Source organism: Oryzobacter telluris, assembly GCF_043099285.1.
GTDB classification, from domain to species: Bacteria; Actinomycetota; Actinomycetes; order Actinomycetales; family Dermatophilaceae; genus Oryzobacter; species Oryzobacter telluris.
In genome coordinates, this window is sequence record NZ_CP170723.1 from 155,176 (window position 1) to 166,838 (window position 11,663).

At 73.7% G+C, this 11,663-nt stretch carries 12 protein-coding genes and 1 tRNA gene; 5 read left to right on the plus strand and 8 right to left on the minus strand.

What is annotated here, in order from left to right; genetic code table 11:
• Positions 1-87 precede the first annotated feature (87 nt).
• Both ACFLFB_RS00705 and ACFLFB_RS00710 read left to right on the plus strand, forming a co-directional pair.
• Positions 88-1,068, plus strand: a complete 981-nt coding sequence (locus tag ACFLFB_RS00705) for a pirin family protein (protein ID WP_392543784.1) — start codon at positions 88-90, stop codon at positions 1,066-1,068.
• 85 nt (positions 1,069-1,153) lie between these two features.
• A tRNA-Leu gene (locus tag ACFLFB_RS00710) sits at positions 1,154-1,236 on the plus strand.
• A 133-nt stretch (positions 1,237-1,369) separates the two neighbouring features.
• Here the strand turns inward: ACFLFB_RS00710 and ACFLFB_RS00715 are convergent.
• A complete protein-coding gene (locus ACFLFB_RS00715) occupies positions 1,370-2,140 on the minus strand; it encodes a hypothetical protein (RefSeq protein WP_392543785.1) in 771 nt (256 codons plus the stop codon).
• A gap of 241 nt (positions 2,141-2,381) precedes the next feature.
• On the opposite strand from ACFLFB_RS00715, the gene ACFLFB_RS00720 reads away from it, so the two are divergent.
• Both ACFLFB_RS00720 and bfr read left to right on the plus strand, forming a co-directional pair.
• Entirely contained in the window at positions 2,382-2,588 is a 207-nt protein-coding gene (locus ACFLFB_RS00720; RefSeq protein WP_392543786.1) for a bacterioferritin-associated ferredoxin, read from the plus strand.
• Positions 2,575-3,057: a bacterioferritin gene (gene bfr, locus ACFLFB_RS00725; protein WP_392543787.1), complete on the plus strand. Its 483-nt coding sequence runs from the start codon at positions 2,575-2,577 to the stop codon at positions 3,055-3,057. The genes ACFLFB_RS00720 and bfr overlap by 14 nt, the downstream gene beginning before the upstream one ends.
• A gap of 33 nt (positions 3,058-3,090) precedes the next feature.
• Here bfr and ACFLFB_RS00730 read toward each other — a convergent pair whose 3' ends face one another.
• The 3 genes from ACFLFB_RS00730 to ACFLFB_RS00740 all read right to left on the minus strand — a co-directional run bounded on the left by ACFLFB_RS00730 (position 3,091) and on the right by ACFLFB_RS00740 (position 5,376).
• On the minus strand, positions 3,091-3,882 hold the full coding sequence (locus ACFLFB_RS00730) for a 2-oxo acid dehydrogenase subunit E2 (protein ID WP_392543788.1): 792 nt from the start codon (positions 3,880-3,882) through the stop codon (positions 3,091-3,093).
• Positions 3,879-4,688 carry an SDR family NAD(P)-dependent oxidoreductase gene (locus ACFLFB_RS00735; RefSeq protein ID WP_392543789.1) on the minus strand — a complete coding sequence of 270 codons (810 nt, stop codon included), beginning with the start codon at positions 4,686-4,688 and terminating at the stop codon, positions 3,879-3,881. Before ACFLFB_RS00735 ends, ACFLFB_RS00730 begins: the two co-directional genes overlap by 4 nt.
• Before the next feature lie 94 nt (positions 4,689-4,782).
• Entirely contained in the window at positions 4,783-5,376 is a 594-nt protein-coding gene (locus ACFLFB_RS00740; protein ID WP_392543790.1) for a GNAT family N-acetyltransferase, read from the minus strand.
• Between the two features lie 286 nt (positions 5,377-5,662).
• Between ACFLFB_RS00740 and ACFLFB_RS00745 the strand changes: the two genes are divergently transcribed.
• On the plus strand, positions 5,663-6,598 hold the full coding sequence (locus ACFLFB_RS00745) for a thermonuclease family protein (RefSeq protein WP_392543791.1): 936 nt from the start codon (positions 5,663-5,665) through the stop codon (positions 6,596-6,598).
• An 18-nt stretch (positions 6,599-6,616) separates the two neighbouring features.
• Here ACFLFB_RS00745 and ACFLFB_RS00750 read toward each other — a convergent pair whose 3' ends face one another.
• From ACFLFB_RS00750 to ACFLFB_RS00765, 4 genes are read right to left on the minus strand one after another with little or no spacing between them, the layout of a single operon-like run.
• On the minus strand, positions 6,617-9,490 hold the full coding sequence (locus ACFLFB_RS00750; protein WP_392543792.1) for a DEAD/DEAH box helicase: 2,874 nt from the start codon (positions 9,488-9,490) through the stop codon (positions 6,617-6,619).
• A 33-nt stretch (positions 9,491-9,523) separates the two neighbouring features.
• Positions 9,524-9,949, minus strand: a complete 426-nt coding sequence (locus ACFLFB_RS00755; RefSeq protein ID WP_392543793.1) for a DUF1801 domain-containing protein — start codon at positions 9,947-9,949, stop codon at positions 9,524-9,526.
• A gap of 39 nt (positions 9,950-9,988) precedes the next feature.
• Positions 9,989-10,645 carry a DUF2461 domain-containing protein gene (locus ACFLFB_RS00760; RefSeq protein WP_392543794.1) on the minus strand — a complete coding sequence of 219 codons (657 nt, stop codon included), beginning with the start codon at positions 10,643-10,645 and terminating at the stop codon, positions 9,989-9,991.
• Between the two features lie 44 nt (positions 10,646-10,689).
• A complete protein-coding gene (locus ACFLFB_RS00765; protein WP_392543795.1) occupies positions 10,690-11,562 on the minus strand; it encodes an aldo/keto reductase in 873 nt (290 codons plus the stop codon).
• Positions 11,563-11,663 lie beyond the last annotated feature (101 nt).

The window sequence follows — 11,663 nt, forward strand, 5'->3', positions numbered from 1 at the left end:
CACGTGGCTCGGCTGGACGGACGGCCTCACCAGCCTATCCGTGACGGCCGGGTGCGCCCTGAACGGCACGGACCGTACCGTGGTCCGATGAACGTCGGCCTGCAGGTGATCGTGCCCCGTGACGTGCCCTTGGGGGGTCCGCGGGCGATGACCGTGCGGCGGACCCTGCCGGCCAAGGAGCGCTCGTTCGTCGGGGCCTGGTGCTTCGTCGACCACTACGGACCCGACGACGTCGGGGCCACGGGCGGGATGGACGTGCCGCCGCACCCGCACTGCGGCCTCGCCACGGTGTCGTGGCTGTTCAGCGGGGAGGTCGAGCACCGCGACTCGCTGGGGACCCACGCCATGGTGCGACCCGGCGAGGTCAACCTCATGACGGCCGGGCGCGGCATCTCGCACTCGGAGGTGTCGACGCCGGCGACCACCGTGCTGCACGGGGCGCAGCTGTGGCTCGTGCTGCCCGCGGCCGTGGCCGACGTCGAGCCGCGGTTCGAGCACTTCGCTCCGCCCGTGGTGACGGTGGGTGACGGGGTGCGGGCGCAGGTGTTCGTGGGGTCGCTGTTCGGGTCGTCGTCACCGGTGCGGGTGGAGTCGCCGCTCGTGGGGGCCGAGGTGGTGCTCGAGCCCGGGTCGGCGGTGTCGGTGCCCGTGCCGGAGGGGTTCGAGCTGTCGGTGCTCGTCGACACGGGGTCCGTGGCGCTCGACGGCACCGACGTGGCGCGGGCCGAGCTGGCCGTGGTGGAGGCCCGGTCGCACGCGGGGACCGTCCTGTTGTCCTCCGACGAGGGCGCGCGGGTGCTGGTGCTCGGCGGGGCACCGCTCGGCGAGGAGGTCGTCATGTGGTGGAACTTCATCGGGCGCAGCCACGAGGAGGTCGTCGCGGCGCGCGAGGCGTGGGAGGCCGGGGCGTCGGGGTCGGCGGACGCGCGGTTCGGGCAGGTCACCGGGTACGAGGGAGAGGTCGCGCGGATCCCGGCCCCCGTCATCCCGGGGGTCCACCTGCGGCAGCGGGGCAACCGCGACCGCCGCGGCGGGTTCTCCGGGTCGGAGGCGCCGCCCCTGTCGTGAGGCGGGTCGGGTGGGCGGCGCGGGGGCGCTTTTGTGGATCGGGCCCGGCATCAGGCACACTGTTACGGCTCACGACGAGCGTCACGCGCAAGTGGCGGAACGGCAGACGCGCTGGCTTCAGGTGCCAGTGTCCGAAAGGGCGTGGGGGTTCAAATCCCCCCTTGCGCACAGCAGAGGATGAACGGCCCCCGGAGACCACTCCGGGGGCCGTTCTGCGTCCTCCCCCTCTTCATGCCGACTCATTGCGCTCGGTGAACGCTCCACCCCCCTCTTGAGGTGCACGGAGCGCAATCAGTCGGGGTCACTCCCAGGCGCTGAGCCCCACCGGGACCTGCGCGGAGAAGGCCTCGCCGTGCTCGTCGGTGAGGACGAGCCGGCCCCCGAGGACGGCGAGGGACGTGCGCACGGCCTCGAGCGCAGCGGGGTCGCGGCGGGCGCCGGTGACGACGACGGCGACCTTGCCGCCGTCGTGCTCGAGGCGGACGCTGCTGCCCACGCCGACGACCTCGGACACGGCGACGAGGAACTCCTCGAACGCGACGGGGTCGAGCGTGGCGACGATGACCTGCACCCCACCGGTGGTCGGGCCGGCCATGTGGGTGCCCGGGGCGTACCGGGAGAGCACGTACGCGACGGTGGCCGCGACATCGAGCTCCTCGCGCTCGACCCCGGACCCGGCCTGCGCCAGCTCGAGCACCTGCTCGACGGCCTCCCCGACGTGGTCGAGGTCGTGGAGGTGAAGGGCCGGGACCCCCTCGTCGGCTGCGGAGGTCGTGCCGCCCTCGTCGCCCGTGATGGGCGGGAGGCGGACCCCGCCGAGGTGCTCGGGGGCCCAGACCGTGTCGATGACGACGACCCCGCCCCCGAACTCGGCGGCGGAGAGGTCGCGGCGGACCCGGTCGTTGTCCGGGAGGTCGAGGACGACGACGTCGATCCCTCCGGCCAGGACCTGGCCGATGACCTCGCCGCCGGAGGCGGCCACGACGACGTCGTGCCCGAGGCCGGCCAGCTGTTGTTCGAGGTGGGCGGCGACGGCGCCGTCGTCCTCAGCGATGAGCACCCTGCGTGTCATGCCCGGAGCATAGGGACGTCGCGACACCCGTGTCGGCGTACTCGCCGGATCCGCAGGCCGTCGACCTGCGGCGACGCTGGTGGAAACCGGGCTCCCTCGGCCGTTCGGCGGCCCGGATCGGCCGGGTGTTCCGACCTGCGGTCCTTCTCAGGTTCCCGCTGGTGTTCTCCCGGGAACATGTGGTTAGGTAAGCCTCACCTACTCGCCCGTCGTCGGGCCCGACCGCCCGGAAGGGGGAGCCGTGATCGTCTGCCAGTGCCACGTCGTCAACGACACGGCCATCGCGGCTGCCGTCGACGCCGGCGCGCGCACCCTGGGCCAGGTCTGCCGGATGACCGGGGCGGGTCGCGACTGCGGGGCCTGCGTGTTCTCCGTCCGTCGACTGGTGTGCGAGCATGAAGCGCCCCGATCGGTCGAGGACCTGGAGTTGCGCGATGAGGCCAGTTGACCCCCGTGTCGTCGAGCTGCTGAACGACGCACTGACGTTCGAGCTCACCGTCACGAACACGTACTTCCTGCACGCCCGGATGCTCGACAACTGGGGGTTCCCCAAGCTCGGCAAGGTCTTCTACGACCTGTCGATCGACGAGATGCGCGACGCCGACGCCCTCATCAACCGGGTCCTGTTCTTCGAGGGCCACCCGAACGTGCAGCGCCTCAACGCCATCCGCATCGGTGAGGACGCCGAGGAGATGCTGCGCATCGCCCTCGAGAGCGAGATCGCGGCCGTCGCCCAGTTCAACGCCTCGGCGCAGGAGTGCCACGACCTCGGCGACCACGCGAGCGCCGCCATCTTCGAGGAGATGGCCCGCGACGAGGAGAAGCACGCCGACTGGTTCGAGTCGCAGATCGAGGCGATCATGCGCGTCGGCCTGCCGCAGTACCTCTCGCAGCAGATGGATACCACGGCTCCCTGACCTCCGGTCGGCCGGGTCGCTGCGCCTGTCCGCTCAGGCGGGGGCGTCCATCCCGGCCGGGTCGGCGAGGTGGGCGAGCAGCGCCTGCTGGAGCTGTCCGGCGTGCGCGCCGTCGACGATGCGGTGGTCGGCCGTGGCCACGAGGACGCAGGTCGGGCGCACCACGACCTGGTGGTCGACGACCACCGGGCGCTCCTTGACCGCGCCGACGGCGAGGTAGACCGGTACCCGGGCGAACGGCACGGGCGCGAGGAAGGCCTCCTCGAGGCCGAGGCTGCCGACGTTCGAGACGAACGCCGTGCCGAGGGGGCGGCCGGGCTGGCCGAGCAGGCCGCGCCCGAAGCCGCCGGTGACGACGCTCGCGACCCCCACGACGGGGCGCATCGCCCACGTCGGCACCGCGCGCATGATCGAGGTCGACCGGCGGAACGAGCGGTCCTGGCCGGCGCGGACGGCTGCGGCCCCGGCCTCCACCGCCCTGGCCACCTCCACCGTGGTGAGCCGGTCGGCATCGCGGACGCGCACCGGGGCGAGGTCGTGGCCGTCGCCGATGTCGACGGCGAACGACACGCAGACGTCCTCGATGGGGCGCAGCCGGCCGAGGACGACGCGCGCCCGCGCCTCGGGGACCTCGCGCATGGCGCGACCGAGGGCCGCGCCGATGACGTGGGTCAGCGTGACGCGCACGTCGTGCCCCTCGCGCAGGACCTCGACGTGGGCGAGGACGGCGGAGACGTCGACCTCGGCGCGCGCGTGGATGCGACCCTCCGTGGGGGCGGTCCAGCTCGCGACGGCGATCTTGCGGCGGACCGAGGGGCGGGTCATGCGCGGGCCGCCTCGTGGTGGGCCGGGCGCAGCCCGGTCAGGGCGAGGCGCACGACGGATCGTGGGGCCTGGCTCATGGCGGCCAGGGGTGCCGCGCGGCGCGGGAGGGTGAGGTGGCGCCGGTCGGCGTCGACGGCCTCGGCCACGGCGGTCGCGACGTCGTCGGGGTCGAGGAGCGGCAGGACGCCGAGGGAGCGGGCCCGGCCGAAGGCGGCGGCGGACGTGGGCTCGGTGGCGATCCGCTCCATCATCGGCGAGGCCACCGGGCCCAGCTCGACGGTCGTGGTCCCGATGCCGGTGCCGCGCAGCTCGAGGCGCAGGCCGGCCATCGCTGCGGACAGCCCGGCCTTGGTCGCGCCGTAGAGCGTGAGGCCGGGGAAGGTGGCGACCGCGGCGAGGGAGGAGACCGCGACGACGTGGCCGTGCCCGCGGCGCAGCATCGAGGGCAGGACGAGCCGGGTGAGCTCGAGGGGTGCGACGAGGTTGAGGGCGACGGTCCGTGCCACCTCACCGTCGCGGACGTCGGTGAGGAGGGCCGCTGACTCGGCCGCCGCGTTGTGGACGAGGACGTCCACCGGGCCGTGGTGGTCCTCGGCCGCGGCGAGCAGGTCGGGAAGGCGGTCGGTGTCGGTGAGGTCGGCCGGGAGCGCGTGGGCGCCGAGCGGCGCGGCGAGGGCGGTGAGGTCCGGCGCGGTGCGGGCGACGAGCGTGAGCCGGGCGCCTCGTGCCGCCAGCTCGGTGGCGAGCCGGGAGCCGATCGTCCCGGTGGCTCCGGTCAGCAGGACGTGTGCACCGGAGAGCCGCATGGGCACAGTGTGGGTGACGCGGTGGTTCGCGGGTGCATCGCGGCTTGCGGCGGGGTGGCGGCTGTCGAACGTGGGAGGTGCTCTGGTCCTGGTGTCAGGTCAGGCGCCGGCCGAGCAGGTGCGTGCCCGGGACCTGCCGGAGCTCGGTGAACCCGAGGCGCTCGTAGAAGGCGACCGCCCCGGTGTTGGTGTGGTCGACACCGAGGTGGACGCCGCTCGCGCCCGCGGCGGCGAGGCGGGCGGTCATGTCCTCGAGGAGGCGGCGTCCCCAGCCCCGGCCCTGGAGGCGGGGCAGGAGGTCGATGTGCAGGTGGGCCGGGTGGTCGGCGAGGAGGGTGAGATCCGTGCGGGGCGGGTCGTGGAGGTGCTCGACGAGGGTGGCGTCGAGGCCGGTGCCGGTCCCGCGGGGGTGGCGCGCGCGCAGGGGTGGCAGCCAGCGCTCCTCGACCCAGGCCTCGTGGGTGGCGGTGTCGGGTGCGGCGAGGCAGTAGCCGGCCACGCCCTGCTCGTCCTGCACGACGAGGGCGATGGCGCCGGGGGCGAGGAGGTAGTGGCCGGCCCACACGTGGCCGAGCAGGTCGGGGTCGGTGGTGACGGCGCTCGCGTCCTGGCCGGCCAGGCCGGTCAGCCGGCAGACCCGGTAGACGCCCGGGAGGTCGTGGACCGTCCCGTCCCGCAGCGTCGCCATGCCGCCCACGCTAGTGGTGACGCCCCAGCCACCGGCTCCGTGAGAGGTACCCCTTCGGCGACCACGGTGTGCGTCCCCTGACGACGCAAACCGAGCGCCGCCTCGTTTGCGTCCCGTGGTGACGCGAACGAGGTTTGCGTGCTCTGGTGACGCAAACGAGGTTGCGTCCTGTGGGGAAGCACACCGTCGTCGGCGAACGGGACCCTTCCGGGTTCGCCGAATCGGCCACGGCTGCCCCGGATGGCCACCTACGCTCGGGCGCGTCGAGGACGAGGAGGGGACCGACGTGGCTGCTGCACCACCCGGACCGCGGGGCGCGGGACGCGGGCTGACCTTCGTGGTCGCGACCGTCGCCGCGGGGATCGGGCTCGTCGTCACGATGGTGTGGGTCCTCGGCCTGGTCGGGGTCCTCGCCCTCGGGTCGGGGGTCGGTTCGGTCGACGGCTCGGCGACCTCCGCGAGCACCGCGGCGCCCTTGGTCGCCGGCGCACCCGGTCCGAGTGCCACGGCACCGGCCACGCCCGGGGCGAGCGCCAGTCCTTCGGCCAGCCCCAGCCCGTCGCCGGCTGCCTCTCCGAAGCCCCGACCGACCGCGAAGCCCGTCGTGCCGTCGCAGGCCGGGCTGGTGCCGGTCGTCGGGGTCGTCGACGGCGACACCATCAAGGTGCGCGTGAACGGGGAGACCGAGCGGGTCCGCGTCATCGGCATCGACACCCCCGAGCTCGCCCAGCGCGAGTGCTACGCCCAGCAGGCCAGCAGCAGGATGCAGAGCCTCGTCCAGTCCACGAAGGTCCGCCTCGTCCGCGACCGCACCCAGGACGACCGCGACCGGTACGGCCGGCTGCTGCGCCACGTGCAGCTCGCCGACGGACGCCAGGTCGCCGAGGTCCTCATCGCCGGCGGGTTCGGTGAGGAGTACACCTACGACCGGGCGTACGCGGGCCAGGCCGACTACCGCGCCGCGCAGGCCGCCGCGCGCCGGGCCGGCAAGGGCATCTGGAGCAGCGGGTGCCGCGCCCCCGTGAAGGCCGCACCGGTGCCCGCGAGCGGACCCGGGCGCTGCGTCATCAAGGGCAACATCGCGAGCGACGGCGAGAAGATCTACCACCTGCCCGGGCAGCAGTACTACGACGTCACGAAGATCAGCGAGAGCAAGGGCGAGCGCTGGTTCTGCTCGGAGTCCGACGCCCGCTCCGCCGGCTGGCGCAAGTCCCTGCGCTGACCCTCGGCGGCGTGGGGGTCAGGCGGTCGCCGGGCCGAGGCCGGTGACGACGAGGACGAGCTCGCCCGCCTCGTCGGTGGCCGCGAGGTCGAGCTCGGCGGTGATCCGCCAGTCGTGGTCGCCGTCGGGGTCCTCGAGGATCTGCTCGACCACCCACAGGCCCGGCTCCTCGCTGACCCGGAACAGCCCGGGACCGCGCGCCGAGGGCCCGGTGCCCAGCTCCCCGTACTCGGCGAGGTAGGCCGCCCCCGCCGCCTGCCACTCCTCCTCGGTGAGGCCGCCGTCGAGGGCCGCGAGCGCGGCGTAGCGCCGCAGGGCCAGCAGGTCGACGCGACGGAACATGCTCTGCCGCACCATGACCCGCAGGGCGCGCGGGTTCGCCGAGAGGGCGCGGCTCTCCGAGGACGGCCGCACCTCACCGGCTGGCAGGTCGCTCGGGTTGGTCAGCGACTCCCACTCGTCGAGCAGGCTGGAGTCGGTGTGGCGCACGACCTCGCCGAGCCACTCCACGAGGTCGTCGACCTCCTCGGTGCGCGCCGACGTCGGGACGGTCGAGCGCAGCGCCCGGTAGGCGTCGGTGAGGTAGCGCAGGACGACGCCCTCGGCCCGGGCCAGCTTGTGGTGGGCGGTGAACTCCCCGAACGTCATCGCCCGCTCGTACATCTCGCGCACCACCGACTTCGGCGACAGCCCGCGCGGGTCCACCCACGGGTGTGTCTGCCGGTAGACCCGCAGCGCGCCCTCGAGCTCCTCGGCCAGGGGGCGCGGCCATCCGACGTCGTCGAGGGCCTCCATCCGCTCCTCGTACTCCATCCCGTCGGCCTTCATCGCGCCCACGGCCTCACCGCGCGCCTCGAACCGCTGCGCCATGAGGACGGGGCGCGGGTCGTCGAGGGTCGCCTCGATGACGCTGACGAGGTCGAGCGTGTAGCCCGGCGCCGCCGGGTCGAGCAGCTCGAGCGCCGCCAGCGCGAAGGCCGACAGCGGCTGGTTGAGGGCGAAGCCGTCGTGGAGGTCGAGGGCGACCTGGAACGGCCCCTCGGGGTAGGGCTTGCCCTCGGCGCGCAGGAACTGCTCGAGCACCCCGCGCTCACGGACCGGGGCGTCATCGGCGGAGGCGGCGGAAGTGGCGTCATCCGAGGAGGGCGCGGTGTCCTCGGGCATCGTGGTGAGCCCGGCCTCGGCCAGCAGCTGGCCGAGGGCTCCGAGCCCTTCGCCGCCATGGCGTCCATCCGCCTCAGCGGCGTCGACATCCGGGCGCCCCTGGCCCGAATCGCCGCCCTGGCGTTCAAACGCGGGAGAGCCGGCGCGAGCCGCATCACCATCAGGTACCGCGTCAGAGGCACCCCCGGCCGGCGGATCCTCCTGCGCCGGAAGCCAGCTCGCGCGGTCCGACCCGTCGTCGGGCTCGACCACCTCGGCCCGCAGCAGCGACCCCAGCACCTGCACCGCGCGCTCGACGAGGGCGTCGCGGCGGGCCTCGTCCTCGTGGTTGTCGAGCAGCAGCGTGTGCAGCGTGGCCTGCTGCCCCTCCCACTGGTCGAGGACGTTGAGGACCATCGCGTGGTTGACGACCATCCGGGAGCGCAGGGGCTCGGGGTCCGCCGACACGAGGCGCTCGTAGGTCGCCTCGCTGTACGTCAGGACGCCCTCGGGTGGCTTGCGTCGCACGATCTTGCGGCGCTTCTTCGGGTCGTCGCCGGCCTTGGCGAGCAGCTTCGAGTTCTCGATGACGTGCTCGGGCGCCTCGACGACGACGTAGCCCACGGTGTCGAATCCGGCCCGGCCCGCGCGCCCGGAGATCTGGTGGAACTCACGCGCCCGCAGCACCCGCTGCTTGCGCCCGTCGTACTTCGTCAGCGAGGTCAGCAGCACGGTGCGGATCGGCACGTTGATGCCGACGCCCAGGGTGTCGGTGCCGCAGATGACGGCCAGCAGCCCGGCCTGCGCCAGCGTCTCGACGAGCCGCCGGTACTTGGGCAGCATCCCCGCGTGGTGCACACCGATGCCGTGCAGGACCAGCCGCCGCAGCGTCTGCCCGAACCCCTTGCCGAAGCGGAAGCCACCCACCACGTCCTTGATCGCGGCCTTGCGCTCGCTCGGCACGACGTCGACCGACATCAGCGCCTGCGCGTTCTCCACCGCCGCGGCCTGGGTGAACGACACGACGTAGACCGGTGCCCGCCCCTCGCGCAGCAGCAGCTCGAGGGTGTCGTGCAGCGGGGTGAGCACCCACTCGAACTCCAGCGGCACCGGCCGCTCGGTCCCCGTCACCGACACCGTCTCGCGCCCGGTGCGGCGGGTCAGGTCCTCCTCGAAGGCGGTGGTGTCGCCGAGGGTCGCCGACATCAGGAGGAACTGCGTCTCGGGCAGGAGCAGCAGCGGCACCTGCCAGGCCCAGCCGCGGTCGGACTCGGTGTAGAAGTGGAACTCGTCCATGACGACGAGCCCGACGTCGGCGAGCTCGCGTTCGCGCAGGGCGTGGTTGGCCAGCACCTCGGCCGTCGCGCAGATGATGGGGGCGCCGGGGTTCACGGCGGCGTCACCGGTGAGCATGCCGACGTTCGACCCGCCGAAGATCTCGACGAGGGCGAAGAACTTCTCGCTGACCAGCGCCTTGATGGGCGCGGTGTACCAGCTGCGCCGGCCCTCGGCCAGCGCCTGCGCGTGCGCGGCGACGGCCACGAGCGACTTGCCCGAGCCCGTGGGTGTCGCGAGCACGACGTGCGCGCCACCGGCGAGGGCGAGGACCGCTTCCTCCTGTGCGGGGTAGAGCGAGAACCCCCTCTCACCGGCCCAGTCGAGGAAGACGTCGAAGGCGCCGTCCGCACCGAGGGGAGCGCCGTCCGCGCCGGCGGAGGTGGCGCCGGTGAGGCGGTCGGTGAGCGTCATCGCCCCCGATCCTCCCCCATCGACAGGGCGGCCTCAGCAGGGGCGGCCGTTGTTCTCCTCCCACGACAGGCGGACGAGCTCGGTGAGGACGTCGCGGTCGAGGTCGTCGAGCCGCTTGACGTAGACGCAGCTCTTGCCGGTGGTGTGCGGGCCCAGCCGGGCGAGGAGGTCGGCATGGGTGCCGTACAGCGTGAGCCCATAGAGGACGAGGGCTGCCTTGCGCGGCGCCAGACCGATGGCGAACGACTCGCGGTCCTTGCCGTCGGCCGTCGTGTAGGGCTGGGTGCCGAAGCCGACCATCGTCGGGCCCCACATGCGCGGCTCGTCGCCGGAGATCGAGCGCATGAGGTCGAGGACCTCCTCGGCGTCGGCCCGCCGCTTCGGGTCGGCGACCTGGCCGATGAAGGCCTCGACGTCGCCGTCGTGGGGGTGGGTCTTGCGGTCGGGGGTGGTCGTCATCGGGTCCTCCTCTGGTGGCGGGGTCGTGGGGGTGACGCGTCAGCGGGTGCGCGCGGCCGTCGTGGCGCCGACGTGCTCGGTGAGCCAGTCGACGAGCGGGCGCAGGGCCCGCCAGTCGTCGCGCACCCGGTCGGCGGCGCCCGGGGTGGCCAGCCAGTCGGGGGCGCCGTGCTGCCGCCCGGCGAAGAACGTCTTGTGCCGCAGGACCTCCAGGCGGGGGTGGTCGGCCGGGACACCGCGGGGGCGGGTGGCCACGCGGTCGCCGCGCATCTCGAAACCCTCGGCGACGAGGCGGTCGACGACCTCCTGCAGCGCCTGCCCGGACGCCGGGGCGTCGACGGCCGCGCGGAACCGCGGCAGCTGGTCGGGCCCGGTCGGGTAGAAGCCGCCGCCGGTGAGCAGGCCGTCGGCGCCGACCTGCACGTAGTAGCCCATGCCGGGGGTCGCCGCAGCGAGCGCGCCCTGGTGGTCCTTGTAGGGCGACGTGTCCTTGCTGAACCGCACGTCGCGGTGCGGGCGGTACAGCTTCGCGGGGCCGAACTCGTCCTCGAGCAGGTCGGCGAGGGCCTCCATCGGCGCCCGGACCGATGACGCGTACCGCTCCTCGTTGGCCTTCCACCACATGCGGCTGTTCTCGGCCTCGAGGTCCTCGTAGAAGTCGAGGGCGTCGACGGGGATGCCGCGGAAGTCGCTCACGCGACCACTCTGGCACCCGCCGCCGACGCCGTCACCACCTCTGCTCAGGGGGTGTGCAGGGCGGCCTCGAGGGTGGCGAGGTCGTCGGCGGAGAGCTCGAGCGACGCCGCCTGCACCGAGTCCTCGATGGAGGCCGGCCGCGACGCACCGGGGATCGGCACGACGACCGGCGCCAGGGACAGCTCCCACGCCAGGGCCACCTGCTGCGGGGAGACCCCGTGGCGGGCGGCCACCTCGGCGAAGGCACCGTGCGTCGACCCGAGGTCGGCCGCACGCCGGATGCCGCCGAGCGGGCTCCACGGCAGGAACGCGATCCCCAGGGCGGCGCAGTGCTCGAGCTCGGCCCGGCTGGACAGGAACGCCGGCGAGAACTGGTTCTGCACCGACACCAGCCGCCCGCCGAGCACCTCGTTCGCCTCGTCGATCTGCGCGACCGACGCGTTGGAGATGCCGGCCCGCTCGATGACGCCCTCGTCGAGCAGCTCGACGAGCGCACCGACGGACTCGGCGTACGGCACCGACGGGTCGGGCCGGTGGAACTGGTAGAGCCCGATGGCCTCGACCCCGAGGCGCTTCGCCGACGCCCGGGCGGCCTCCTTGAGGTACGCGGGGTCGCCGTTCTGGGTCCACGAGCCGTCGCCGGGGCGCAGGTGCCCGCCCTTGGTGGCGATCACGACCGAGGACGCGTCGCCCGACCACGAGCGCAGCGCGCCCGCGATGAGCTCCTCGTTGTGGCCGACCTCGGCCGCGTCGCGGTGGTACGCGTCGGCGGTGTCGACGAGCGTGACGCCGGCGTCGAGGGCGGCGTGGATGGTGGAGACCGACCGGGACTCCTCCGGGCGTCCCTCGATGGACATCGGCATCCCGCCGAGCCCGATGGCACCGACCGAAAGGTCGCCGACTGCGCGCTGCTGCATGGTTCTCTCCTGACGTCGCTGGGGCACCGATCGGCCGTGGTGCTTGAAGGCTCAACCGTCGGTGCGGTCGGCAGGAGCCAACAGCGTTGCGGCACAGGCCC

Bases quoted from the DNA above. Each gene is read 5' to 3' on its own strand.
- ACFLFB_RS00705 (WP_392543784.1), top strand. From the start codon at position 88: ATGAACGTCGGCCTGCAGGTGATCGTGCCCCGTGACGTGCCCTTGGGG.
- ACFLFB_RS00715 (WP_392543785.1), bottom strand. From the start codon at position 2,140: ATGACACGCAGGGTGCTCATCGCTGAGGACGACGGCGCCGTCGCCGCC.
- bfr (WP_392543787.1), top strand. From the start codon at position 2,575: ATGAGGCCAGTTGACCCCCGTGTCGTCGAGCTGCTGAACGACGCACTG.
- ACFLFB_RS00730 (WP_392543788.1), bottom strand. From the start codon at position 3,882: ATGACCCGCCCCTCGGTCCGCCGCAAGATCGCCGTCGCGAGCTGGACC.
- ACFLFB_RS00735 (WP_392543789.1), bottom strand. From the start codon at position 4,688: ATGCGGCTCTCCGGTGCACACGTCCTGCTGACCGGAGCCACCGGGACG.
- ACFLFB_RS00740 (WP_392543790.1), bottom strand. From the start codon at position 5,376: ATGGCGACGCTGCGGGACGGGACGGTCCACGACCTCCCGGGCGTCTAC.
- ACFLFB_RS00750 (WP_392543792.1), bottom strand. From the start codon at position 9,490: ATGACGCTCACCGACCGCCTCACCGGCGCCACCTCCGCCGGCGCGGAC.
- ACFLFB_RS00755 (WP_392543793.1), bottom strand. From the start codon at position 9,949: ATGACGACCACCCCCGACCGCAAGACCCACCCCCACGACGGCGACGTC.
- ACFLFB_RS00765 (WP_392543795.1), bottom strand. From the start codon at position 11,562: ATGCAGCAGCGCGCAGTCGGCGACCTTTCGGTCGGTGCCATCGGGCTC.